The 24,165-nt window shown below is 50.9% G+C and carries 22 protein-coding genes; 7 read left to right on the forward strand and 15 right to left on the reverse strand.

Features of this window, described 5'->3' with window-relative positions; all coding sequences use genetic code 11:
• Positions 1-7: 7 nt before the first annotated feature.
• Positions 8-382: a PadR family transcriptional regulator gene (locus tag ABV298_RS11590; protein ID WP_090151757.1), complete on the reverse strand. Its 375-nt coding sequence runs from the start codon at positions 380-382 to the stop codon at positions 8-10.
• Between the two features lie 320 nt (positions 383-702).
• Here ABV298_RS11590 and ABV298_RS11595 point away from each other — a divergent pair, with 320 nt between their 5' ends.
• The 4 genes from ABV298_RS11595 (at position 703) to murA (ending at position 6,159) form a co-directional block, all read left to right on the forward strand.
• Complete coding sequence (locus ABV298_RS11595; protein WP_353722264.1) at positions 703-1,206, forward strand: dihydrofolate reductase; 504 nt, start codon at positions 703-705, stop codon at positions 1,204-1,206.
• A gap of 46 nt (positions 1,207-1,252) precedes the next feature.
• Positions 1,253-4,003, forward strand: a complete 2,751-nt coding sequence (locus ABV298_RS11600; RefSeq protein WP_353722265.1) for a C25 family cysteine peptidase — start codon at positions 1,253-1,255, stop codon at positions 4,001-4,003.
• 65 nt (positions 4,004-4,068) lie between these two features.
• Entirely contained in the window at positions 4,069-4,806 is a 738-nt protein-coding gene (locus ABV298_RS11605; protein WP_353722266.1) for a DUF4290 domain-containing protein, read from the forward strand.
• Between the two features lie 45 nt (positions 4,807-4,851).
• Positions 4,852-6,159, forward strand: coding sequence for a UDP-N-acetylglucosamine 1-carboxyvinyltransferase (murA, locus tag ABV298_RS11610; protein WP_353722267.1), 1,308 nt, complete (start codon positions 4,852-4,854; stop codon positions 6,157-6,159).
• A 118-nt stretch (positions 6,160-6,277) separates the two neighbouring features.
• On the opposite strand, the gene ABV298_RS11615 is transcribed toward murA, so the two are convergent.
• Positions 6,278-7,138 carry a DUF1080 domain-containing protein gene (locus ABV298_RS11615; protein ID WP_353722268.1) on the reverse strand — a complete coding sequence of 287 codons (861 nt, stop codon included), beginning with the start codon at positions 7,136-7,138 and terminating at the stop codon, positions 6,278-6,280.
• A 239-nt stretch (positions 7,139-7,377) separates the two neighbouring features.
• Between ABV298_RS11615 and ABV298_RS11620 the strand changes: the two genes are divergently transcribed.
• The gene (locus ABV298_RS11620) at positions 7,378-7,464 is read left to right on the forward strand and encodes a deoxyribodipyrimidine photo-lyase (protein ID WP_353723173.1); all 87 of its coding nucleotides are present in this window, start codon (positions 7,378-7,380) and stop codon (positions 7,462-7,464) included.
• A gap of 61 nt (positions 7,465-7,525) precedes the next feature.
• Here the strand turns inward: ABV298_RS11620 and ABV298_RS11625 are convergent, their stop codons facing one another.
• From ABV298_RS11625 to hisH, 13 genes are all read right to left on the reverse strand, one after another.
• Positions 7,526-8,806, reverse strand: coding sequence for a pitrilysin family protein (locus tag ABV298_RS11625; RefSeq protein WP_353722269.1), 1,281 nt, complete (start codon positions 8,804-8,806; stop codon positions 7,526-7,528).
• 79 nt (positions 8,807-8,885) lie between these two features.
• Entirely contained in the window at positions 8,886-10,043 is a 1,158-nt protein-coding gene (gene porV, locus ABV298_RS11630; protein ID WP_353722270.1) for a type IX secretion system outer membrane channel protein PorV, read from the reverse strand.
• 104 nt (positions 10,044-10,147) lie between these two features.
• Positions 10,148-13,492 (reverse strand): type IX secretion system sortase PorU, encoded by a 3,345-nt coding sequence (gene porU, locus ABV298_RS11635; protein WP_353722271.1) that lies wholly within the window; start codon positions 13,490-13,492, stop codon positions 10,148-10,150.
• Between the two features lie 13 nt (positions 13,493-13,505).
• On the reverse strand, positions 13,506-14,150 hold the full coding sequence (locus ABV298_RS11640) for a hypothetical protein (protein ID WP_353722272.1): 645 nt from the start codon (positions 14,148-14,150) through the stop codon (positions 13,506-13,508).
• Positions 14,151-14,184: 34 nt separating this feature from the next.
• Positions 14,185-14,376 carry a hypothetical protein gene (locus tag ABV298_RS11645; protein ID WP_223401799.1) on the reverse strand — a complete coding sequence of 64 codons (192 nt, stop codon included), beginning with the start codon at positions 14,374-14,376 and terminating at the stop codon, positions 14,185-14,187.
• Between the two features lie 149 nt (positions 14,377-14,525).
• A complete protein-coding gene (locus ABV298_RS11650) occupies positions 14,526-15,299 on the reverse strand; it encodes a geranylgeranylglyceryl/heptaprenylglyceryl phosphate synthase (protein ID WP_353722273.1) in 774 nt (257 codons plus the stop codon).
• Positions 15,296-15,700 (reverse strand): hypothetical protein, encoded by a 405-nt coding sequence (locus tag ABV298_RS11655; protein WP_353722274.1) that lies wholly within the window; start codon positions 15,698-15,700, stop codon positions 15,296-15,298. The genes ABV298_RS11650 and ABV298_RS11655 overlap by 4 nt, the downstream gene beginning before the upstream one ends.
• A 97-nt stretch (positions 15,701-15,797) precedes the next feature.
• A complete protein-coding gene (locus tag ABV298_RS11660; RefSeq protein WP_353722275.1) occupies positions 15,798-16,136 on the reverse strand; it encodes a phage holin family protein in 339 nt (112 codons plus the stop codon).
• Between the two features lie 60 nt (positions 16,137-16,196).
• Positions 16,197-16,532, reverse strand: a complete 336-nt coding sequence (locus ABV298_RS11665) for a phage holin family protein (RefSeq protein WP_353722276.1) — start codon at positions 16,530-16,532, stop codon at positions 16,197-16,199.
• A gap of 13 nt (positions 16,533-16,545) precedes the next feature.
• Complete coding sequence (gene hisIE, locus ABV298_RS11670; RefSeq protein ID WP_353722277.1) at positions 16,546-17,187, reverse strand: bifunctional phosphoribosyl-AMP cyclohydrolase/phosphoribosyl-ATP diphosphatase HisIE; 642 nt, start codon at positions 17,185-17,187, stop codon at positions 16,546-16,548.
• 92 nt (positions 17,188-17,279) lie between these two features.
• A complete protein-coding gene (gene hisF / locus ABV298_RS11675) occupies positions 17,280-18,053 on the reverse strand; it encodes an imidazole glycerol phosphate synthase subunit HisF (protein ID WP_353722278.1) in 774 nt (257 codons plus the stop codon).
• A gap of 3 nt (positions 18,054-18,056) precedes the next feature.
• On the reverse strand, positions 18,057-18,779 hold the full coding sequence (gene hisA, locus ABV298_RS11680; RefSeq protein WP_353722279.1) for a 1-(5-phosphoribosyl)-5-[(5-phosphoribosylamino)methylideneamino]imidazole-4-carboxamide isomerase: 723 nt from the start codon (positions 18,777-18,779) through the stop codon (positions 18,057-18,059).
• Between the two features lie 17 nt (positions 18,780-18,796).
• Positions 18,797-19,387, reverse strand: a complete 591-nt coding sequence (gene hisH, locus ABV298_RS11685; RefSeq protein ID WP_353722280.1) for an imidazole glycerol phosphate synthase subunit HisH — start codon at positions 19,385-19,387, stop codon at positions 18,797-18,799.
• A 280-nt stretch (positions 19,388-19,667) separates the two neighbouring features.
• On the opposite strand from hisH, the gene ABV298_RS11690 reads away from it, so the two are divergent.
• A complete protein-coding gene (locus ABV298_RS11690) occupies positions 19,668-21,161 on the forward strand; it encodes a M14 family zinc carboxypeptidase (RefSeq protein ID WP_353722281.1) in 1,494 nt (497 codons plus the stop codon).
• Positions 21,162-21,275: 114 nt separating this feature from the next.
• On the forward strand, positions 21,276-24,158 hold the full coding sequence (locus ABV298_RS11695) for a TonB-dependent receptor (protein WP_353722282.1): 2,883 nt from the start codon (positions 21,276-21,278) through the stop codon (positions 24,156-24,158).
• Positions 24,159-24,165: the final 7 nt, after the last annotated feature.

Genomic DNA, 24,165 nt, shown 5'->3' on the forward strand with positions numbered 1-24,165 from the left:
TGAGTGATCAGTTAGGGTCAGGAAGGTTGCTTGAAGCCGTTTTGCTCAACTCTTCTGTGCGTTTAATCACGGTTTGCACCGAATCGGCGAGCTCGAACCATGTAGCCTGCATCGCGTCCAGAAAGACCTTCCCCTCATCCGTCAAAACATAGTATTTCCTGGGAGGGCCCGAAGACGACTCCACCCATTTATAATCCAGCCAGCCTGAGTTCTTTAACCTGGTAAGAAGAGGGTATAATGTGCCTTCCACCACCATGATGTGAGCGGACGTGAGTTCATCCAACATATCCGAAGCATACACTTCGCCCCGGGATATGATGTGCAGGATGCAGAATTCCAAAATTCCCTTCCGCATCTGCACTTGGGCATTTTCAATATTCATGTGGTTTCATGAGTTAATTTTAAATGAATATGTTCATGGCTAACAGATAGAATTTATACTTCTAACAATACAAAGGTATACACAGGTACTTTGTGATGCAAGGTACCATGTTAAAAAAATACCGGTGTTGGGATGAATGGTCAATTTAAATGGTGATCGGTTAAAATTTATGTGCTACTATAAGCCGCAACCGAATTAATACTCTTCGCTATACTCCGTCGGCTAAAACCGACGGTAATAGACTATCTTTTGCCGTCGGTTTTAACCGACGGAGATAGATAGATAGAGAAAGAAAGAAAGAGAAAAAATGATCATTAAATATGAAACTGCAATTATATATCATCGCGGCGATGGCCGAAAATCATGTGATCGGACTGAACAATCACTTACCGTGGCATTTGCCCGATGAATGGGCGCATTTCCGCAAAGTCACTGCGGGGAAGGCATTCATTATGGGCAGAAAGAGTTTCGAGGCGCCCGACGCGCTGCATTCGGAATACCGGAATGTGATCATTACCTCCCGCCCGCCCGCGCAGGGGAAGCCGCATGTGGAATATGCCAAAGATATTTCCGAAGCTATTGCGTTACTTTCCGATGAAACCGACGTATTCATATTGGGCGGTGAGAGTATTTTCAGGCAAATGCTCCCGCTGGCCGATAGACTGTATCTGACCATTGTACACGCACAAGTAGCAGGCGACGCTTATTTTCCCGCATTCGACCCGAACGATTGGGAATTGCGGAGTTCAGAATTTCATGGTACTGATAACGATCATCTGTATTCGTTTTCCATGAACCTGTACATCCGCAAGCAACGGGAATAGCCCCACGATCCTAGCAAGACTGACCTTGTGCATCAAAAATTAGACGATGACAAGGATTTTTACACTCACCCTACTCCTCCTTTGCTGCTTTGAAAGCAACGCACAGGAACGCTACGGCAACGAATGGATCGATTACGGGCAGACTTACCTGCGCATCCCGGTGGCGGAATCGGGCGTTTACAAAATTACCGCCGCCGAACTCGCCCGCGAAGGCATCCCCGTTGATTCGATATGGGCACCGGGCATTCGGTTGTTTGAACATGGCATGGAGGTACCCATCGAAGTCACGGGCGGACCATCGGGCACGTTAGGCCGCGATGGGCACATTTTATTTTCAGGTAAAAAGAATGACGGCTATGCGGATACGGCGCTTTATACCAGACCCGACGCCATGCCACATCATTACTATAACCTTTACTCCGACACCACCGCCTACTTCCTCACCTGGCAAAACAACAAACATGGACTAAGAACGACGTTCCCTGCTTCCGGCACCATTATCGACAGCTCGGCATTCCATTGGGAAGAGCCCACGCAGCTTTTTACCTCCCATTACCTTCCGGGCGGGTTCTTCCCCTCGGAAAGCGGCTATGAAACCGGCTCGCTACTCACCGCCTATGATGAGGGCGAGGGCTGGACGGGTCCTGAAACGGCCGAACATACGCCTTTTGAAATTGCCCTTAAAACCGATAGGCTCTTCCGCGAAAAGCGATCGGATATCGAGTGTAAAATACTCGTCGCAGGCTGGACGCCGGGCGTGCATTCATTTGCGGTATGGCTTGGCAGTGCGCAAAGCTTGAAGCGAAAATTAGCGGATTCGAGCATTAACGGCCGGGAAACCAGGGCAATTTCATTTAAAATACACCTGGAAGATTTCGATGAAACCGGACTGCTGACATTAACGCTCCTGCCCGTAGGCGGGCACGTGTCGGTCTCGTATGCACGCATTCGCTATCCGCAGGCAGGACCGCGCGCTGCGCCCGAACCTATGCATATCGCGCGTCCGCGCATTGTGAAATTTTCACGGATCGATCCCGGGACCGAATACCTCGTCATTACGCACCCGCTCATGCGCGTACCCGTGGGCCGGGTCGACGCGGTCGCGGAGTATGCACATTATCGTGCTTCCGGCGATGGCGGCGGGTATAAAACGGCGATCGTTTACAGCCATGAACTTTATGACCAGTTCAATGCCGGCCAACCCGGTCCGCAGGGCATCCGGAATGTGATCCGGTGGCTGCACGGCGAAGGCAATTTGAAATTCGTATTGCTGGCCGGCAGGTCGACCGATCCTCAGAAAGCGCGTAAAATGAAAGATTCATGGCAAACAGATATGGTACCGAATGCAGGCTGGCCGGGTTCGGACATCGCATTGGCTACTAAAAAAGGCGATTTCAATCCGCTCGTTCCGATTGGCCGCATTAATGCATTGAGCTCCCAACAACTGCTCGACTACCTGCGCAAAGTACAGGCCATGGAGGCGGAACCTGCAAGAGCGGCCTGGCGGAAACAAATATTGCATTTAAGCGGAGGAAGGTCGAAGGATGAATTGAATGTGTTCAAATCCTACGCCCAGTCATTCGAAAGGAAACTTGCCAATTCGCCGCTTGCGGTTAATGTCGCCACAATTTCAAAGCTGACGGATAACGCGGTCGAGCCGGTCCAAATCGATAAACAGGTTAATGAAGGCCTGGCCCTTGTCACCATATTCGGCCATTCCTCCACGGATGTGACCGACATCGATATCGGCCGTGCAACCGATCCCGCGCGGAATTACCGTAACCATCCGCGTTATCCGGCGGTAATCGTGAATGGCTGTGCGGCGGGCAGTATTTTTTATTCAACCCAAACATTAAGCGGCGACTGGATTTTCGCGCCTGAGAGCGGAGCCATACTCTTTTTGGCACACACTTTCAATGGCCCGTCGACCGCCTTGAAACGCTACACCGAAATCTTCTACGAAGTCCTGGCCGATTCCGCATTCACAAGCAAGCCATTCGGCATGATCCGGCAGGAAGCGATCCGGCGGAACCTGGCACGTAATCCCGGCATTTTGGACAGCATAACTGTACAGCAAATGACACTCCACGGCGACCCGGCCATTCGCATTTTCCCGTCCCTGCTCCCGGATACCGCCACTTATTCAAGCAAAGAAGACCTTTCCCCGATCATGCAGGTGTTTATCGACGAAAGGGAGCTCGTAAACGGCGACATGGTTTCCTCAAACCCGGCGGTCCGTATCCGCATTTTCGACGGTCAGCTTCCGGTCGTCGAAAACGATACCGCAATGCTGGCTGTCTGGTTCAAAAAGCAATGCGAAGGATGTACGGATGTGCGCATACCGCTTCGAAATGCAAGAGGAATGAATGTAAATGGAAAGTTCTATGAAATTATTTTTCAAACCACCTTATCCCCCGGCACATACCTGCTGACTGTCCAGTGCCGCGATTATACCGGCCATTCGGCGGCGCCTTACCAGATTCGCTTTCAGGTACCGGCACGAAACGGGCAGCTTAGCGTATCCGTCTCTCCCAATCCCTCGGGACAATGGTTTAGGTTCATCATTCAAAACGACGGGCCGGGCGGCGCCGGACTCGACCTGGTGGTCACGAACACGGCGGGAACGACGGTTTTCAGGAAACTGTTACATTGTCATACCGGCCGGAACGAGTGGTTCTGGCATCCCGGAACACTTCCGGCCGGACTTTACCACTACACCATCGGCACTGTGGAAGGTGCGGGCAACCCGGCATTCCCGTTCAGCTGCGCGCGCGGACATTTGCAATACAGCCCTTGAACAAGCCCGTGGAATGCCTGTTTTACCGCTATACCTCATTTTGTTTCCACAAAAACTTATTATTTTTGTCCATTATAAAAAAAGATATCCCATTGAAAGAATACGGTAGTAACGTACAAAAACTTGCCGACCACATCGTCAAGATCGAGGATAAGGCCAAGCGCACACTCTACGCGCACATCCTGGTCGAGCTTATGCGCCAGATACACCCCAACATGCGGGATAACCAGGATTATACCAACAAACTGTGGGACGACCTGTACATTATTTCCGGTTTCCAGTTGGACGTCGATAGTCCTTTCCCGCCTCCGTCCAAAGAGGCGCTCGGCAAAAAGCCGCTCCGGGTTGATTATAACCAGCAAAACCTGACGTTCCGCCATTACGGCCGCAATATCGAATTGCTGCTGGAAAAGGCATCGCAGACCGAGAATCCCGAAGACCGCCTCGCATTCGTTTCCTACATATTTCGCCTGATGCGTTCGTTTTTCAATGCATGGAACAAGGATAACCCCGAAGACAACGTTCTACTCAGCCAGCTCGAACAGCTCAGCAAGGGCCGTTTGAAAGAGGAGATCGACTACATCCGCAAGTCGGGGCCTATTGAAGCTGCACCGAAAGACCGCAACAACAACCAGGAACGCAACCGTGTGAACCAGATGGGCGGCAACTTCAAAGCCCAGCAAAGCCACAATTCCGACAGACAAAGCGGCAATAACCAGGGCAATCAAAACCGCAACCGGAACAAATTCTCTAACCGGAGCGGCAACAACCGAAATAACAACCGCAAAAAACCTGGAATGTAAGCTCCGGGTTTTCATTTTATACAGTCTCAACTGCCCAAAATCTTTATGGCATCATTCAAAATTACCGGGGATCGTCGTCTCAAGGGTGAAATCGTGCCGCAAGGCGCCAAAAACGAAGCGTTGCAGATCATCTGCGCCGTGCTGTTGACCAAAGAGCCGGTAACGATCCATAACATCCCCAATATCCGCGACGTAAACCAGCTGATTAACCTCCTGGGCGACCTCGGCGTACGCCGCACCCGCCTGAGCGAGACCTCCATCCGTTTCGAAGCCGACGATATCAACCTTGACTACCTGGAATCGGATTCGTTCCGTCAGAAAGCCGCCGCATTGCGTGGGTCGGTGATGCTGCTGGGGCCTATGCTGGCGCGTTTCCGCAAAGGACGCATTCCCCGCCCCGGTGGCGACAAAATAGGCCGCAGAAGACTCGATACGCACTTTTTGGGCTTCGAGAAACTGGGTGCGGAGTTCAGCTATGATGAAGAAGATGGGGGTTTTTACCGTGTCGACGCGGCCAATCTGAAAGGCACTTACATGCTTCTGGACGAGGCATCGGTAACCGGTACGGCCAACGTATTGATGGCAGCGGTAATGGCCGAAGGCACTACCACTATTTATAATGCGGCTTGCGAGCCTTATTTGCAGCAGCTTTGTAAAATGCTGAACCGCATGGGCGCCAAAATATCCGGCATCGCATCGAACCTGCTCGTTGTGGAAGGAGTAAGCGAACTCGGCGGGACCGAGCATACCATGCTGCCAGACATGATCGAGATCGGTAGCTTTATCGGTCTAGCCGCGATGACGCAATCGGAGATCACCATTAAAGACTGCCACATCCCCGAGCTGGGCATTATTCCCGATGTTTTCAAAAGATTGGGTATCCAAATGGAGTTCCGCGGCGATGATATTTTCATTCCCGCGCAAGAGCGCTACCGCATCGAAAACTACCTCGACGGCTCCACTTTGTCAGTAGCCGACGCCCCATGGCCCGGTTTCACGCCCGACTTGCTGAGTATCGTGCTCGTGACGGCTACGCAAGCGCAGGGAACGGTGCTCATCCATCAGAAAATGTTCGAAAGCCGCCTGTTCTTTGTAGACAAACTGATCGAGATGGGCGCGCAGATTATCCTTTGCGATCCGCACCGCGCAACGGTAATCGGCCATAACCGCGAGACGCAACTCCGCGGTATCCGTATGACATCACCCGACATTCGTGCGGGGGTAGCATTGCTCATCGCAGCGATGTCGGCCAAAGGCGTGAGCATTATCGACAATATCGAGCAAATCGACCGCGGTTACCAGAATATCGACACTCGTCTCAACGCAATCGGCGCGGAAATTGTAAGATTGTAAAACAAATGTCAGTCTGGGCGTAGTCGAAGGGCGGTGCACAGTATTCGCTGTGCGGACTGTCTTCGACTTCGCTCAGACTGACATCTTTCGTGTTTGTTCAAACTAACGGCTGACTCGCTTACTTCTTCTTCCCGTAGCTACACTTACTATTATCCGCCTTCACATAGTACGACTTGTAATTGGTCGCTTTCGGATCCATACAGCCTTTCAGGTCCAATATTTCAACCTTCCTGAATTCGACGGGATGGCTTTCGCTTTGCAGCGAAATCGAACCGTGATCGAGGAGCTTGCCGGCAATTTTAATGTTGGGATCGGTGTCGCCACTGACGTTGCCGCCCCCTAGCTGCGGCTTATTGTATTCGAGCACCATTTCTCCATTGGCAAAATGCCGGATCAGTGAATCGCCCAGCACGAGCACTTCGGCGCGTACCCATTGATCGCCATCGTAAGTTTTCGATTTTGAATTTACGCAATGCTGTGTGATCAGCTTACCATCCATCACCACATTCGTACCGGGCGTACAGAGGTTGCAGGTAGTGCGCGTTTTTCCGTTCCCGCCCAGCAACTGAACCTCGATCGACGCAGGAAAATCCTGGTCCTTGCCCATCGTGGCAGCCGGCTGTCCGTGCACCATAATGCCGCTGTTACGCCACGCCCAGCCCTCGCCCTTGGGCGCCTGCTCTCCCACGAAACGGTATTCGACGGCAATGCGGTAGTAGGAGAAATCGCCTTTATAGAAAATATGGCCGTATTTTTGTGCAAAATCGTCGTATTGATCGTACCGCACCACCATTTTCCCATCTTCTACCCGAAAGGTGTTGTTGTAGTTGTCGTTCAGTTTGTAGCCACGGATTTTGATATCCCAGCCGTCCAGATTCTTTCCGTTGAAGAGCTGCTTCCATTCTTGTTTGTCGGCATTCTTTTGTGCAAAGGCAGTCAAATAAATCAGGCTGAACAGGATCGTGAGTTGTAATTTCATGGATACAGGTAAAGTTAAGATTGCGTTGGCAGGATTTTGTACAACATTAATTGGATTAAATCACCACTGCCGTAAAGATACGACTTCACGATCCATTCTTCGGAGGCCGACACATATTAAAGACGCAGGTTTTTTGGGACGAAAAAATCGGAAGGTGGTAATGATTCGTAGCCGACTTCACATCAACAGGAGCCAGGGGCTCCGATTTCAAATCTCATGAGCGTAAAAACGACAGAAGAATCACCCTTTTCTGGTTTCGCCGCGACCTCCGGCTGCACGACAATACCGGGCTTTATTACGGGAGAAGCGGGCCGATCTGTGCGTAGAATATAGTTTGCCCGCAAAGCGCACGATCGCAGTGAAACGTTCCCGAACGAAAGCGGATAGCTATTTTCCCCCGGCGACGACCGTCAGCATATCGTCGGGACTCAAATAGCGGTTAGCCATTTCCATCACTTCTTCGGCTGTCGTGGCGTGGATGCGGTCGATATATTGATTGAAAAAATCGGCGGGCAGGTTGTCCAGCAGTAATATTTTGCGGCGGTCGGCGACCTCAAACGCGGTATTCAACGATCCCGCGAATTCACCGGCCATAAAGCTTTTTACAGTCTGCAATTCCCCGGCACCTACCGGCTCGGTTTGCAGCCGGCGAATCTCCTTTTTGATTTCGTCGATCGTTTGCTGTGTAAACTCCTTCTTCACATCCGTCCCGATCATGAGATATCCCTCGTTACGCAACGTCGCCAAATGTGACGAAATGCCGTAGGTAAGTCCTTTTTCTTCGCGGATATTCTTCATCAGCCTCGATCCGAAATAGCCGCCCAGGATTTCATTCGTGACGAGCATTCTGAAATAGTCGGGATGCTGGCGGTTAAAAAGCACGCGGCCCATCCGGATGGACGATTGAACGCTCTCCTGCCTCTCCACTACCGCCTCCTGTCCCTGATAAACGCCCGAAGGCGCATAGGATACCGCAGTACCGCCTGTGCTAACGGCGCCCTGGCCCAATGTTGCGTTAATGAGCCGGACATCCGCCTCCGAGACCTGTCCCGCGAGCACTACCGTGAATTTGCTATTCTTTATAAAACGCTCGTAATGTGCCTTCACAGCATCGATTCCCAACGCTTCGATTCCCTTCTCGCTCTGACTCTGCCCGTAAGGATGTTCATTCCCAAAAAGGCGTGCCCTGAACTCCGTGGTAGCCAGGTAAGCGGTCTTTTCCTTGTTTACCTTCAAGTTCTGAAGGGTAATATTTTTTAGCTCCTGAAATTCCTTTTCGGGAAATCTCGGGCTGCCGATCAGCTTTTGGACAACCGGCAATACGTCCGGCAAAAAGCGCGACAGGCAATACACCACGACGCCGACGCGGTCAGGGGTGTGGGTCATTTCGGTAAATGCGCCCAGGCGGTCGAAAGCCTCGCTGATTTCCTGCGATGTCATCCCGCCGGCCCCTTCCGGCAACATTTTGATCGCGAAATACGATGCCGCCACCTCTCTCTCGTACCAGCTGCCTGCTTCGAAAATGCATTCCAGGCGTACAACCGGCTGCTCTCCGATATTGATCACATGCACCGCCAGGCCATTATCCAGCGTGTAAGTTTGAGGGTCTGGCAGATTTACGGTTTGAATGACTTTGAAATCGGGGGCAATGGTACGGTCCGGCAACATGGGCAGCAATGAGTATAAAAAAACGAATGACGTTGCAATAACGCCATTCGTCCTGAAAAAATTAAATTTCTGGCAGTGCTTAGTTTTCGCTATCGCTCACGTCTAGCTTCTCTGCTTTGTTCAATGCGAGCGACAATGTGATACGCAATGTTTGTGCCAGCGGGCTTCCCTGAGTAGTCGGGAACATGTATGCGAAGTCGACGGCATATTGATCCGCGAAACGAATACCCGCACCGGCGGTAAAAAAGCGACGGTCGCCTTTGTTTTTATTTTCCCCGAAATAACCCGCTCTCAAAGCGAAGATATTGTTATACCAGTATTCGAGCCCCGTTGCGATAGCCACCTCCTGGATTTCCTCCTTGAACCCGTCCGGAGCATCGGAGAAAGAACCGAACACGCCTTTCAGCAATGGTTTGGTATTGATATTGGTCTTACCATCGGGAGTCGGCACCATGAGTTTGCTGAAATCGATGATGAAATTGAAACGGTTCCTTCCGTCACCTGTGTAGGACAATCCGGTACCGATTTTCAGGGTAGTCGGGATAAAGTTTTCGGTTTCCGAGCCCGAACCGTAGTTGATCTTACCGCCGAGGTTGGAAAGTACCGCACCCAGCGACCATACCAACTCGCTGCCGGTATCTTCGTTCTTGAATTCCTTTTTATAGTAAGCGCTGATATCGCCCGCAGCCACACGGGCAGGGCTCAAAGAAACGTTGTTTACCACCGCATTTCCGGCCAGGTTCGAGGAGATGTACTTCAACGTCAACCCCATCGAGAAGTTTCTTCCCAGCTGGCGCGAGTATGTTCCGTTTATTGCAAATTCGCGGGAGTTGAAGTAACCGACGTTGTCACCCGTCGCATTCCGCAAATCCAGTTCCCCATTATTGAAATAATTGAACGAAAGCGCAACAGCCTGGCGGTCGCCCAATTTCTTGTAGGCCGTAAGATAGCCGAGCCACATATCGTCGACCAGGTAACGCAGCCAAGGGGTGTAAGATGCTGAAATTCCAAAGTCTTTCGTGTTGTAAGGAAGCTTCGCCGCATTCCAGTAACTCGCATTTGCATCGGGGCTGAGCGCAACACCGGCTTCTCCTAACCCTGCACTTCTCGCATCAGGGGCAAATGTCAGAAAGGAAAGTGGCGATGCCGGAATTCTTCTCGTAGAATCCAGCTGGGCGAAAAGCGTACCTGATGTTAAAAAGAATAGTGAGGATAATGTAACAAAAAAAAGTTTCATAGAAATTGGATTTGCGATAGGAAGTGCTTTGTATCAGCTTCTTTAAAGGGTCAAAAATACAATGAAAGATAGTTTTTACTAAAAATTTGATAAGTTTTATTATCCTAAGGATTTCGGACAAGTCTCCCGGCTTTCCGATCCGAAGAATTGTCTTTTAACGATCTGATCCGTAACTGGTAAACGAGCGGTTCACCAAACGGTATCTTCCGCAGCAGCGGCGTCATGTCCCACATTTCCCTGATAACCGGCTCGCTATTATAATAGAGCTTTTTGTAAGTACCCAAAGGTTGCCCATTGACAAGCAATATATTAAAAATTAATTCTACGTCATCATTTACCCGATTGTGACCAAGTTCCAGCGTAAGGTCTTTCTGAAATGGATTGGGATAAATATTAAAGGTGTTGAGTCGTATTCCCTTGGCCGGGCCCACTAGAAACCCGAACGCTATTTCGGAGAAGTTAGTATATGTATCCCATACTTTTACGCGGACAATATATTTACCGGCCGGAAGGTTATTCAAAGGATAATTGATCGTACCCGCCTGATAATTATCCAGATCCGCTACATAATAGTCGTTCAGGACGACGGTAAGCGTATCGTTCAAAGTCATCGTAATGTCGTGGCCGATTCCCGCTTTCGAAATACTGATCCCGCTCTCATCGCTTATGCGCAACACCAGCAACGACGATGGCTCAACGGTGTCCCCGTCGCGGAAGGCAGGGGTATTCAGATAACCGGCAAGCTTTGGCGGAACGGAATCCGTTTGCTGGACCGCGCTTCCGCCCACGGTCACCGCCAGCTGCCCCGAGGCGTCTTGGGTACTGTCGGCGTTCACGGCGTAAACGCTCACCCTGCCTGTGCCTGTGCGATAATCGATGTCCTTCGGCATCTGCAGCGTACATTGCAAACGCCCGTTTTTCACCGACACATTACCATCGAAAAGCTTGCTTCTAAACTCTGTATATGTTTCAGCATCCCCTCCATTACCCAACGTACGGAATTCAATCGGCTTGTCGTAAATCACCAGCCGTGCCGTGCCGTTGAAACCCGCGTCAACTTTTTCGGTGCCCCGGTCAAAAATCTCGGCACTGAGCGTCAGCTTTTGCAATGCACGTAAAGTATCCGGCTTCGCTGTCCATCGGATACCTTTTCTGCCGGGCGCCAGCGTCATCGACGGATCCGCCAGCAGGGTAAAATTGCGGTTCAGGCTTCCGGCGAGCGCATTGTTTTTCGTGTAAACGAAAAAGTCGCCCACGCGCTGTTCGGGCCTGGCACTCAGTAACGCTTCATAAAATGCTTTGTTCAAGGCAAAGTTGGTGCTCGAATAAACGGGCCGGGTGGTACTGATCGCCCCTATCGCCGCTCCTTTCGGGCTCAGCACCATCAACTCGGCCCCCGACACGACGGCCGGGTCGTCGTAACGACCGAAATCGCAGGTTGCGGTGAGCAACAAAGGCAGATTATCCATTCCGCGGCTCGAAAGCATGTCCGACAGCGTCAGTACCTGCTCTTCGGCCCAGCCGCTGACGCCCCCGTGCCCGGTATAATTCAATATCAATGTACCGTTATCGATCGCATTCCGAATGGCGTTGTTAATGGCGGGCGCTTTCTGCCCCGCATCGGTCGTGGTCTGCGGTACTTCGTCGATAAACGATCTGGCCGAAAGCATCCGGCCCCGAATCAGGTTGGCAAGCTGGTCGGCGTGGCGCTGGTGAATATTCCCGTCCCCGTCGTCGGCCACGAACCGGACCGTGTTTTTCCATATCCCGAAGGATTTTTCGTAACGCATCAGCTTGTCGACCACGATTTTCGCTTCCTCGGCGGATTTTACGGGTAACCTTCCGATACCTATATCGACCGTGTGATCGCCGGCCGTATTCTCGTTCCATTCACCCTCGGCGGCATCCATAAAACCGAAATAGTCGTCGGAGGAATAGGTATAAACGGGGTTCAGCGACTCGCGGCTCTCGTATACCGGCACCCAGGCCGCCCGTTGTGCTTCCGACTGGTGATTGAGCAAATTCCGGTAGTCGTATGTCGCATCACCGAACAGTAAAAGGTATTTCAACTTGCCGGGTTCCTTCCGATAAAGCTGTCTGGTGAAATCCCGTATTGCGGTAATATCGGGCCTTCCTGAGGCATATTCGTTGTAAATCTGGTGGGTCGTAACAACAAGCACGTCGAGACCGTCATGTGTATTCCTGAAACCCGCCAGGCGGTTGGCCTCATCCGCCCAGGCGGGAGGTGTTACGATAAGCAAATCGGGCGCGGGAGCGGCGGCGATGTTCTGATTGGCGATACTTTGCCAGGCGGCGGGCGGCAATGCGTCCTCCCATTTAAAGCTAATGTACTTCTGAATATTTTTCGCGCCGCCGGAAATCCAGGAGAATGCTCCGGCAGCGTCCTTTTGTGAAATAACCAGCGGAATGAGCGGATTGGTGATATTCCAAAGGTTGAAACCTTCGGATGAACCCGCAAATTGATAATGCACGGTGTCGTCAGGCTGCGGCAAAAAGCGAAAGACCTGCTGGCCCTTATAATGCCTCAGCTCCCGCTTTACCTGCAAGCCGATGTAATCAAGGTAGGCTTCGGCCGAGCTTTGACCGTTGTTGTGGTAAGTTACCCGAATCGAAAAGTTGCCGGAGGCCGGCGCGTTTTTCAATATATAAGTATTCGCGGTCCGCAATGCCTTCACATCGTAAGTACCCGGGCTCACTGTTCCGATCGGCTCCTCGCCCGCCGTATTTCCGTTGACCTGCCATACAAAGCGCGTCGCTACCTGCGCGGCACCTATGGCCGACGTCCTCAGCTTAAAATCCGACGCCGGCACGACACCGGGCATATCAACATCTATGCCGAAACCCGACGAACCACCCAGATATTCGCCCCACCATTCACGGCCTGATTTAAGGGTATTGGAAGATTCCGATTCGTGAAACCAGTAGTCGTCGAACTGGCTCACTGTTTTGGCGGCCGTGACGGCCAGTCCGGCACCGGGCTTTATTCTCAGCCCGTTACTTTCGGTAAAAGTGAGGAAATAGAAACTTGAATCGGAGTAGTAATTGATCTGGTGCCGGAGTTCCGATTTCGCGGCATCGTATTGAATCAGGTGCGGGCCTTCCGCGTAGAAGTATACGGCGTCGCCTTTATCAAACTTCCCGTCGTCTTCGCCACTAACCCAGATCGCGTTTTCCTGCAACGCATTCACATATCCCGACCTATTGGATTGCGGCAGCATTGCGCCGCCATTACCATAGATGCGGATGCCCGACGGGCGCACGGAAGCGATATCGATACCCATTTCGGAAAGCAAATCCGCATCGACACGGTAAATCCCCGATTCCGTCACCGCCAGCTTAAACCACCGGCCTTCCGACAACACCGATTTTTGTGCATAGGAAAAAAAGGAAACCAGCAATGCCAGAAAGCCTGGTATTGTACGGGCCATTAGTTTCGGGGCATCAGCATGCTTCAACCAATGCATGAGCGGGGATCGTGTAAAGACGCTGAGAGGCGTTGTCCGTACAAAGCACACGCGTGCGCCTGAGTGTGCCGCGTGTAAAAGTCCTGTTCTGGAAAACGAAATTTGTACCCTCGTCCAGTTGGAACAGGCATACTTTGCCGGTATTCAATTCCTGCTCATCGTATTTTCTGAGCGCGTTAAAAAGTTTCTGGTCACCGCCGGTAGACGCGGCGGGATTTTGAGCATAACGAAGCAAATGCACCAGAATGTCTCCCGGGAAAATACTTTCGTGCATCACCGGCACCAGCAGTTCGCGAAACTCGTGTTTCCATTCGGCACCATGCGGGGCCACCCGCCTGCGGCGGCCTTTATATTTATAATGAACAACGCAATGCGCCACCTCGTGCAGGTAAGTAATCAGAAAGCTGTAAGGATTCAGATTGGCATTGACCGTAATCCGGGGAACCATGCCCGGTTTTACCGTAAAATCGCCCAGGCGCGTTCGCCGCGGGCGCGAGAGGGAAAAATCAAACCGGTGGGATCGATACAACTCCTGGCAATACCCGCTCGCCCCATCCGGCACATACGACGCCAAAGACACGTTTTTCATACCCGAATAAAAAAAGAAAAGCCCTACTTTCATAGGGCTTTTCAAGATTTTCGACTTGTACGTCTGATTACTTCTTAGTAGTATCAGCAGCAGCAGTATCAGTTGCAGCAGCAGCAGCTGTGTCAACGGCAGTTGTATCAACCGCAGGAGTTTCAACAGTTACAGCAGTAGTATCAGCTGATTCGTCAGCAGGTTTGCTAGTACAAGCAGCGAATGCTACCATCCCGGCAACAAACGCAAATGCAAAGAATTTTTTCATTTCTTGGGTGTAATTAAGGTTCGATACAAAGGTAATAGGATCGATTTGAATATTCCTAAATTTTAAGTTTGTATTTTTCCAAGAACTTAAAATTTCCTTAGAAAATTCTTAATTCACTTTAATTTATCCTATTATTTCCCCTATTCTCCCTAAACGCTCAACAATTTCTCGTTGTGAGCCCGTACACACGCGGCTATTTCGGGAAGCAGTTCCTGGTTGGCCTCGATACCATTACCTACCACGATCACATCCGCGCCCGCATGCAGCGCGGCATCGGCTTTTTCGTAGGAATCGATGCCTCCGCCTACGATGATCGGCGTGTCGACCGCCGCGCGTACGGCCGCGATGGTTTCGCCGGGAACCGGGAACTGCGCACCGCTACCCGCATCGAGGAAAATATTTTTGAGGCCCAGGTATTCACCGGCAAGGGCCGTACATGCCACAATGCCCGGCTTGTCGCGAGGGAGCGGCGTTGTATTGCTGATGTAGGAGACGGTCGTGAGCTTACCACTTTCGATGAGCATGTAGCCCGTCGGCAACACTTCGAGGCCGCTTCTTTTCAATAATGGCGCAGCAATCACATGCTGGCCGATCAACAGTTCGGGGTTACGGCCTGAAATGAGCGACAGCAATAAAATAGCGTCGGCGGTAGGCTCTATATGCAGGCTGCTTCCGGGAAAAAGGATCGCGGGAACGTCGGTATACTCATGAATAGCGGCGATCAGCTTGTCGATGGCATAGTTGGTAATGAGGCTTCCGCCTACGAAAAAGAAATCAACGCCATGCCCGGCCGCGTATTCGAGGAATGTCGGGAATGTAGAAAGGTTAATTTTATCCGGGTCAAGGAGAACAGCAAACGATTTCCTTTTTTCTGCTTTGCGTTCGGAAAGGAGGTCTGCGATTTGATGTTTCGCTGCTTTCATTCGGTTTTACGTTCGTCTTCAATAAAATGTTTCAGCTTCTGGCGCGCCCATCCCACAGCCAATGTCCAGGCTAAACTTTGAACGGCTTGTCCGACCGCAGACTGGGTTTTGATTTTGGAGACTTCCTTTTCCACGGGCTTCACCGGCTCCACCAAAATTTCCTTTTTCTTTTTCCCTTTCGGCAGCAATGCATTCATGACCAGGAAAGTGGTCACAACGACCCCGCCGATGACCAGCGCCTGCTTGCTATATTCCGTGGCGTCTTTTTTAAGCCCGCTCCATTGTGTTTCCAGTTTTTCGCGGTACAGATCGGCGTCCTGCAACAAACCTTCTTTGTCCTTGTCCGTATCCGATGAAAACGGCCTGGTGATTTTTACGGAAGAATCTATTGAAGAACTCATTTCATATCTGTTTAAATAGTGCCTGAGATTTTTTCAAAAGGAATCCAAAAATAGCAATTCAGAGAAACTTATTGCCAAATAAGCAGCCAAAAAGCATTTATTCCTCTTTCGTGCTGACAAAACGAACGATTATTTTCCGGATCAGTTTAATCCATGTTTCCCGCCAGATAATGGTAACTGTCAGTTTGATAATGAAAACACCGAGCAATATCACGAAGCCCAGGTAATCGCTGTGCAGCCATTTGTTCAGGAATGTCCCCAGCAAAATGACCAGCAAAATCAGGATCGTAAGACCGATACAAAGCAGAATCGCGGCGTAAATTCCCATTACGACGGCCCGCTCTATCTTGTCGCGGGTCTCGATCTTGAACAGGTCGATCCGCGTTTCGAAATATTTAAAAAGGGTATCCTTGATTTCTTCGAGTTGACTCAGCATAGCGGTAAATTTTCAAATCATGTGAAAACATTTTGTGCCTGACAACAGACTTTCTTCACATCAATCCAAAAACATACCAAGAATTGCGGAGACGACCGAAACGATCAAACCGAAGAATAATGCGGAAATAAAACCATCGACCCGAAAGCCGTCCACCAGCGACGCAGCGAGGTAAATGATGAAGACGTTGACGACAAAATAGAACAGCCCCAGCGTCAGGATCGTGATCGGCAATGCCAGGATTTGCAGGATGGGTTTAAGGAATGTGTTCAAAATACCCAACACAATGGCCACAACAATGGCCGTGCCCATACTCGCAACCACAACCCCGGGCACCAAATTCGCAGCGACGATGATCGCCAAAGTACTGATTACAAGACGCAGGAGTAACTTCATACGATTCCGGTTTTTATTGGTGACGGCTACGAAGTACGTCAATTACCTCATCTAAGTCAATGTTTTTTTGTTCGAGCAAAACGAGAAGGTGGAACAGCAGATCCGATACCTCGTTCTTGAAAAGATCGTCGTCATTATCCTTCGATTCGATGACAACTTCGACTGCTTCCTCCCCCACCTTCTGTGCGATTTTATTGATCCCCTTTTTGAAAAGGCTGCTGGTATAGGACGCATCCGAGGGGTTCAGCTTTCTCTCGCGGATCACATCTTTTTGCAGGTAATTCAAAAATGCGGCGTCGCCCGCACGTGTGTCAGCAATTTCCGGCTGGCTATTTTTTTCCCCAAAACAGGTATCCGCACCGGTGTGGCAAACAGGGCCCGCGGGTGTGGCTTTGATCAGCAATGTATCGCCATCACAGTCGGCCGCGATGTCGTTTACGAACAGAAAATTGCCCGACGTTTCACCTTTTGTCCACAAGCGCTGCTTGCTGCGGCTGAAAAAAGTAACCGTGCCCTGCTGCCGGGTAACGTCCAGTGCTTCGGCGTTCATGTAGCCGAGCATCAGCACTTTACCGGTATTTACATCCTGGATAATCGCCGGCACCAGGCCCTCGGCCGATTTATTAAAGTCAATGGTTGAAAACGTCTCGCTCATTATTTGATTGTTTCAATTAGCACATTTCCCGCCAGCCCCGCATTGTGCTTCCCGGCCGGCCGGTTCTCTGTATTTAATAAAACTCCGCGCCATTACCGGGTCATCCGGATCGGCAGGTCTTTGTTTTTAAGGTATTCTTTCAAATCGGGGATATCGATTTCCCGGAAGTGGAAAATGCTGGCCGCCAGGCCGGCGTCGGCTTTCCCGGCTGTAAAGACATCGTAAAAATGTTCCATGTTGCCTGCCCCGCCGGAAGCGATCACCGGAATATTGGCATTCCCTGAAATAACCGCCGTCAGTTCCAGTGCAAAACCGTTCTTCGTACCGTCGGTATCCATCGAGGTCAGCAGAATTTCGCCCGCGCCACGCTCCTCCACTTCCTTCGCCCAGGGTATGGAACGGATTTCCGTCGCTTTTCTCCCCCCGTGGGTGTGCACGATGTGCTCATGACCGTTTTCCGTTTCGATATAACGCGTATCGATGGCTACCACGATGCATTGGCTGCCGAATTCGAGCGATAGCTCATTGATCAGGTCCGGATTGCGCACAGCCGCCGAATTGATCGACACTTTGTCCGCACCCGCGTGCAGTAACGCCGACACGTCCGCAATCGAGGAAATGCCTCCGCCGACGGTAAAAGGTATATTAATGGTCTGCGCTACTCTGCGGACGAGGTCGATAAATGTCGAGCGGCCATCCACAGTGGCGGTAATATCGAGGTAAACCAGCTCGTCGGCGCCTTGCGCGGCGTACAATGCGCCCAGTTCCACGGCATCGCCAGCGTCGCGGAGGTTCACAAAATTGACCCCTTTGACGGTCCGGCCGTCTTTCACATCGAGGCAGGGAATAATTCGTTTCGTAAGCATATATTAAACTGAAAAACGCTGTAAATCGGCCAGGCTGATCCGGTTTTCATAAATCGCCTTACCGATGATCACGCCGTAGATATTCATTTCCGCCAGCTTTTCCACGTCTTCGATCCCTGCGATGCCCCCGCTGGCGATGATATTCAGGTCGGGACATTTCTCTTGCAGGTTTTTGTATAAATCAAATGACGGGCCTTGCAACAAGCCGTCCTTCGCCACATCGGTGCTAATGGTGTACTTCACGCCCTTTTCCACATATTCTTCCACAAAATCATATACCCAAATAGCGGTACCTTCCTCCCAGCCGCTCACGGCGATCTTCTCGTTTTTGGCATCCGCTCCGAGAATAATCTTGTCGCCCCCGTGGGTTTTGAGCCAATGTCCGAACAGATCAGGTTGCTTTACGGCAATGCTGCCGCCGGTAACCTGTTTCGCACCGCTTTCGAATACAATTTTCAGATCGTCATCCGATTGTACGCCCCCGCCGAAATCGATATGCAGCGAAGTTTTGGTGGCTATTCTTTCCAGCACTTTCCAGTTGACGACCTTTTTGGCTTTCGCACCGTCGAGATCTACCAAATGCAGCCTTTTCAGGCCCGCGTCTTCGAATTGCAGCGCTACTTCCAGGGGATTTTCATTGTAAATCTTCTTTTGACCATAATCGCCCTGTGTGAGGCGGACGCATTTGCCTTCAATCAGGTCGATAGCGGGGATAATGTGGATCATGGTTGTGGGGCAGGCGGTTATCTGAGTTTGAGGAAATTTTCGAGGATTTGCTGACCTGCATTGCCGCTGATCTCGCAGTGGAACTGGGCGGCGTAAAAGTTGTCCTTATGCAGCATTGCGCTGAACGGCGATGCGTAATCGCAGCTGGCCACCGTGTAGTCGCAGATCGGTGCCGCATAGCTGTGAACGAAATAAACGTAGGCATTATCGGGCAGGCCTTCGGTGAGCGGTGATTGATAGCCGGTGATATTGTTCCAGCCCATATGCGGCACTTTGAAACCCGGGGCCGCAGGGAAACGTTTTACATCGACATCGAAAATACCCATGCATACGGTATTGTTTTCTTCCGAAAACCGGCACATGAGCTGCATGCCTACGCAGGTCCCGAACACGGGTTGTTTCAATGAAGGAATCACCTTATCGAGGCCCACATTGCGGAGGTAGCTCATGGTGGTGCTGGCCTCGCCTACGCCCGGGAAGATCACTTTATCGGCGGAACGGATCTCGGCTTCATCGTCGGTGTAAAGATAGCTCGCGCCAATGCGGTCGAGCGCGTACATGACCGACTGCACATTGCCTGCATTGTACTTGATAATGACGGTTTTCATACCAATCTGTACTTGAAATCGACAATAAAAAAGCCCGATCTTGACAATCGGGCTTCTGGGATACTATGTATTCAACCTTATTACAACACTACTTGCAAAAACACATCACCCTAGACGTCCGAAAGCCATAAGGCCGTGATGCAAATGATATGTTTCAGCTGTTAACATGGCACAAATGTAAGTAAAATTTACAATAACCGGTCAAGAAAGCCGTAAATATTACATTAAAATTTGCTTAGAAAAATCTTCGTACCTTGCGGTTAACAAATGGCCCTGAACCATGACGAAACCAATCATTCTGCCACTATTTTTTCTGCTCATTACCTTGATTACCGTTGATTCCCAGGCGCAAACCAAAGACCTCGCCGATCGTCTTTACCAGGCACACCAAACCTTCCGCGAACAAGCCCTTACCCAGCGCCGTTTCAAGCAAAAAGATATTCTTCCTTTGATCTCGGGACGGGAAGGCAATGCGATGTATCATATCGAAAAAGTCGGAGAGTCGTTCGAGGGCCGGCCTATTCAGATGATCAGGATCGGGAACGGCAAGAAAAAGGTGCTGCTATGGACGCAAATGCATGGCGACGAACCGACCGCTACCATGGCAAGTTTCGATATTTTCAATTTTCTTGAAGGGAAAAACGATGGTTTCGACGAGTTCCGCAAGAAGCTGCTCGACAATACCACATTATATTTCGTACCCATGCTTAACCCCGACGGGGCGGAACGCTACCAGCGACGCACCATGCAGGGGATCGACATGAACCGCGACGCCGCCGCCGGCCAGACACCCGAAGCTCAAATCCTGAAAGGCCTTGTTGACCGCCTGAAACCCGATTACGGCTTCAACCTCCACGACCAGAATCCCCGCTATTCCGCAGGCCGCAGCCCGAAACTGGCGACGGTCTCGTTCCTGGCGACTTCATACGACTACGAACTGTCCGTCAACGACGTACGCCAGCGCTCAATGCAACTGATTGTGGGCATGAACAGGATTCTGCAACGATACATTCCCGGCCAGGTAGCCCGCTACGCCGACGACCACGAGCCACGCGGATTTGGCGATAATGTGCAAAAATGGGGTACCACATTGGTGCTGATCGAATCGGGAGGTTATGTAGGCGATCCTGAAAAACAGTACATCCGTCAGCTCAATTTTATGGCTATTTTGTCCTCCCTGGATAAGATTGCGGACAATTCACTGACGAAGGAAAACCGGGAAGAGTACTACAACATTCCCGAAAACGGCCGCTGGGTATACGACCTCGTCGTGCGCAATGCGACCGTGCGGCAATCGGGCAAGACGTTCACCGCCGACCTGGGCATTAACCGTAATGAGGTAAGCTATTCCAATGCAACCAAATTCTTCTATTACAGCAAAATCGAGGACTTCGGTGATCTCCACCCACAATATGGCAGCCAGGAACTCGACGCAACGGGGCTTACAATTGAAAAAGGTAAAGTTTATCCGACGGCCTATAAAAATATAAGCGAGATCAGTAAGCTCAATGCCCTGAACCTGCTCAGGGAAGGTTACACGTACGTACGCCTGGCCCCCGACGCCAACACGCGCGCCCTTGGGCTTTACTTCACCACCGCCCCGCTACATATACTCAGGAGCGGCCAGGCCGCCCCGTCGGGTACGCCCGGATTAGGCAATACAGCCACTTTTATCCTCAAAAAAGGGGGTAAAGTGAAGTATGCCGTCGTGAATGGTTTCGTACATGATCTGGACGATTTCAATACCGAAAAAGGACAAGGAATCGTGGAATAACTACCTGATTTTTAACTAAAAAGTACAATTCCGAAATAATTGACGCGTAACATAGGGTTAACATTGAGGTAACATTGGCAATCTACTTTTGTGTCGGAAATTTGACACCTTAAGATGAAAACCAACTTACTTACATTACTGTTCACCCTCACTGCCGTCATTACGGCGTTTGCAGACCCCGGTACGATCCGCGGGTCCATCAAAGACGCAAAAACCAAGGAGCCGCTTATCGGCGCCTCCGTTATGATAGAAGGCACTCAAATCGGTGCCGCCGCCGACGTCGACGGAAATTTTGTACTTTCCAATGTTCCGGTCGGAAACCACAACATCATCATCTCCTTCGTTTCCTACCAAACGAAAAATATACCGAACGTCAGGGTCGAATCCGGAAACACGACCGTTATCGACACCGAGCTGGATGAAGAAGGCAAGGCATTGCAGGAGGTTGTCGTTCGCGGAAACCGGGCTACCAACACTGAGGTGGCTGTTATCAGCGAGGTCAAACAGTTAAAACCGATCGCGGTCGGCATTTCGGCGGCGCAGATCCAGAAATCGCAGGACCGCGACGCGGCGGCGGCGATCCGCCGGGTGCCGGGCATCAGCATTGTGGAGAACCGTTTCGTGATGATCCGGGGGTTGGGCTCGCGCTACAATGCGGTGCTGATCAACGACGTAATTACACCTTCAACCGAGGTAGACACCCGTGCTTTCTCGTTCGATCTTCTTCCCAGCAATATCATCGACCGGATGATTGTCTACAAATCAGGATCAGCGGAGTCTCCCGGTGATTTTGCAGGTGGTGTTATTAAAATTTACACAAAACGCCGTCCGGACCAGAACTTTACAGACGGGGCCCTGACCATAGGGTATCGCGCCAACACTACTTTCCAGAATGTGCAGACCCATTCCCGAAGCGGTGCCAACTGGCTTGGATTATGGGGAGCCGACCAGACACTTTCGAGCGCGTTTCCGAAGCGCTCCGCGGATTTCAACACGCTTAGTTCAGCTGAAAGGGCTGCCTACGGCAGGATTTTACCTAACAGCTGGGCATTGAAAAACATCAACGTTTCGCCAGACGTGCGTCTGGCGTTCAACCTCGGTCGCCGCTTCGACATCGGTAATGTGGATGTGAGCAATATCACCAACATCAACTACTCGATGACCAACCAGTTTTCAAATATCGATTTGAAACTGTACCAAAATGGTTTGAATGCCAATGATGTTTTCGAGAAATACAACGATGCCAACTATGCACGTCAGACACGCATCGGCGTACTTCATAACTGGACGTTCCGCTTCTCGCCTGTTTTCAACCTTGAATGGAAGACGTTGTTTAACCAAATGGGCAATACCGAGACAGTTGCCCGTGAAGGTCAGCGTGTAATAGACGGATACGATGTCAAAAATTACTCACAGCGTTTCGAGAACCGCACCATTGTCACGACGCAGGTTTCCGGCGATCACAAGATCGGCGATCTGACGAAACTGAACTGGATTACCGGGTTTGGTTATACCGGCCGTTGGGAGCCCGACTGGAAAAGAATCCGTTTTCAGCGCAGGACTACCGAACCGGGAAGCGAGCCGGCCCCTTACCAGGCAGTAGCACCGATCGACCCGAATCCCATCGACCTTGGACGCTTTTATTCCAAATTGAACGAGCGCGTGGTAACCCTGGCGGTAAACGGGGAACATACGTTTGGCAACCCCGTCGATCGAGAGCCCAACAAGATCCGCTTCGGTATCTACGGCGAACGCAAGGACCGCGACTACTCTGCACGCTTCTACGGCTATACCAATGTAGGTGATGCCTCCGAAATCCTTCGCCGTGACATCGGCTCCATTTTCACGCCCCAGAATATAACCGGAGAAAACGGAGGCCTGACGGTCAAAGACGGGACAAAGGACCTGGATTCATATAACGGTATCAACAACTACTACGCGGCATATTTAAGCGGCGATGTAAACTTCGGTTCCAGGGCAATCCTGACACTTGGCTTCCGGGGCGAGTATAACAATCAGCAGCTGCATTCGACCGTCGTGAACCAACGGCAGGAACTGGTAAACAATATCGTGTTCATCCCGCTTCCGTCGATGAACTTCACTTACAAGCTGAGCGAAAAACAGAACCTGCGTTTGGCTTACTCATCAACCCTTAACCGGGCCGAATTCCGCGAAATGGCGCCGTTTACCTACTTTGATTTCAATCTCCTGGCCGACATCCGCGGCAATACCGCGCTGAAAACTGCAAAAATCCAGAACCTCGACACGAAATGGGAGTTTTACCCAACCCAGAATGAACTGATCTCCGTAACCGGTTTTTATAAGCATTTCAAAAACCCGATCGAAACATTCCTCATCCCTACCGGTAACGGACTGGCTTACACCTTTATCAATGCCGGTTCAGCCCAAAGCTACGGCGTGGAGGCTGAAATCCGCAAAGGCTTCACACAGGCATCGAGCCGTTTCCTGCAAAACCTGACACTGGTAGCCAATGCGTCATTGATCAAAAGCAGCGTAGACCTTGGCCAGGTAGTTGAAGGGCCGGACCTAAGTGGTGCGATTCAAAAATACGACCTGACTGGCATTACCGATAGCAAGCGTCCAATGGCCAATCAATCGCCTTACCTGGTCAATGCGGGTGTTTACTACGCCGAACCGAGCGGCTGGCAGTGGAATATCCTTTACAATGTATTCGGACAAAGAATTTTCGCGGTGGGCAATGTCGACAATCCAACCGTTTACGAAATGCCACGCAATGTAGTAGACCTGAATATCAGCAAGAAGTTCAAGAGCAATCTGGAATTGCGCCTGGGTATCCAGGACATTTTCAACCAGCCCGTGCGCTTCTCGCAGGACTTCAACCATGACGGGAAAATCGGTAAAGACGTGACCACCAAAGGTCCGAATGCCGACCAGGACATCCGCAAATTCAGACGCGGCAGCTATTTCACCCTCACGGCTGCTTACAATTTCGGGAGAAGAACCATTGTTCCATAATCCAATC

It is taken from the genome of Dyadobacter sp. 676, assembly GCF_040448675.1.
Taxonomy (GTDB): domain Bacteria; phylum Bacteroidota; class Bacteroidia; order Cytophagales; family Spirosomataceae; genus Dyadobacter.

What these genes read in the sequence shown, in the direction of transcription:
- ABV298_RS11590 (WP_090151757.1), bottom strand. Translation starts at nt 382, where the DNA reads ATGAATATTGAAAATGCCCAAGTGCAGATGCGGAAGGGAATTTTGGAA.
- ABV298_RS11595 (WP_353722264.1), top strand. Translation starts at nt 703, where the DNA reads ATGAAACTGCAATTATATATCATCGCGGCGATGGCCGAAAATCATGTG.
- ABV298_RS11600 (WP_353722265.1), top strand. Translation starts at nt 1,253, where the DNA reads ATGACAAGGATTTTTACACTCACCCTACTCCTCCTTTGCTGCTTTGAA.
- murA (WP_353722267.1), top strand. Translation starts at nt 4,852, where the DNA reads ATGGCATCATTCAAAATTACCGGGGATCGTCGTCTCAAGGGTGAAATC.
- ABV298_RS11615 (WP_353722268.1), bottom strand. Translation starts at nt 7,138, where the DNA reads ATGAAATTACAACTCACGATCCTGTTCAGCCTGATTTATTTGACTGCC.
- ABV298_RS11625 (WP_353722269.1), bottom strand. Translation starts at nt 8,806, where the DNA reads ATGTTGCCGGACCGTACCATTGCCCCCGATTTCAAAGTCATTCAAACC.
- porV (WP_353722270.1), bottom strand. Translation starts at nt 10,043, where the DNA reads ATGAAACTTTTTTTTGTTACATTATCCTCACTATTCTTTTTAACATCA.
- porU (WP_353722271.1), bottom strand. Translation starts at nt 13,492, where the DNA reads ATGGCCCGTACAATACCAGGCTTTCTGGCATTGCTGGTTTCCTTTTTT.
- ABV298_RS11640 (WP_353722272.1), bottom strand. Translation starts at nt 14,150, where the DNA reads ATGAAAGTAGGGCTTTTCTTTTTTTATTCGGGTATGAAAAACGTGTCT.
- ABV298_RS11645 (WP_223401799.1), bottom strand. Translation starts at nt 14,376, where the DNA reads ATGAAAAAATTCTTTGCATTTGCGTTTGTTGCCGGGATGGTAGCATTC.
- ABV298_RS11650 (WP_353722273.1), bottom strand. Translation starts at nt 15,299, where the DNA reads ATGAAAGCAGCGAAACATCAAATCGCAGACCTCCTTTCCGAACGCAAA.
- ABV298_RS11655 (WP_353722274.1), bottom strand. Translation starts at nt 15,700, where the DNA reads ATGAGTTCTTCAATAGATTCTTCCGTAAAAATCACCAGGCCGTTTTCA.
- ABV298_RS11660 (WP_353722275.1), bottom strand. Translation starts at nt 16,136, where the DNA reads ATGCTGAGTCAACTCGAAGAAATCAAGGATACCCTTTTTAAATATTTC.
- ABV298_RS11665 (WP_353722276.1), bottom strand. Translation starts at nt 16,532, where the DNA reads ATGAAGTTACTCCTGCGTCTTGTAATCAGTACTTTGGCGATCATCGTC.
- hisIE (WP_353722277.1), bottom strand. Translation starts at nt 17,187, where the DNA reads ATGAGCGAGACGTTTTCAACCATTGACTTTAATAAATCGGCCGAGGGC.
- hisF (WP_353722278.1), bottom strand. Translation starts at nt 18,053, where the DNA reads ATGCTTACGAAACGAATTATTCCCTGCCTCGATGTGAAAGACGGCCGG.
- hisA (WP_353722279.1), bottom strand. Translation starts at nt 18,779, where the DNA reads ATGATCCACATTATCCCCGCTATCGACCTGATTGAAGGCAAATGCGTC.
- hisH (WP_353722280.1), bottom strand. Translation starts at nt 19,387, where the DNA reads ATGAAAACCGTCATTATCAAGTACAATGCAGGCAATGTGCAGTCGGTC.
- ABV298_RS11690 (WP_353722281.1), top strand. Translation starts at nt 19,668, where the DNA reads ATGACGAAACCAATCATTCTGCCACTATTTTTTCTGCTCATTACCTTG.
- ABV298_RS11695 (WP_353722282.1), top strand. Translation starts at nt 21,276, where the DNA reads ATGAAAACCAACTTACTTACATTACTGTTCACCCTCACTGCCGTCATT.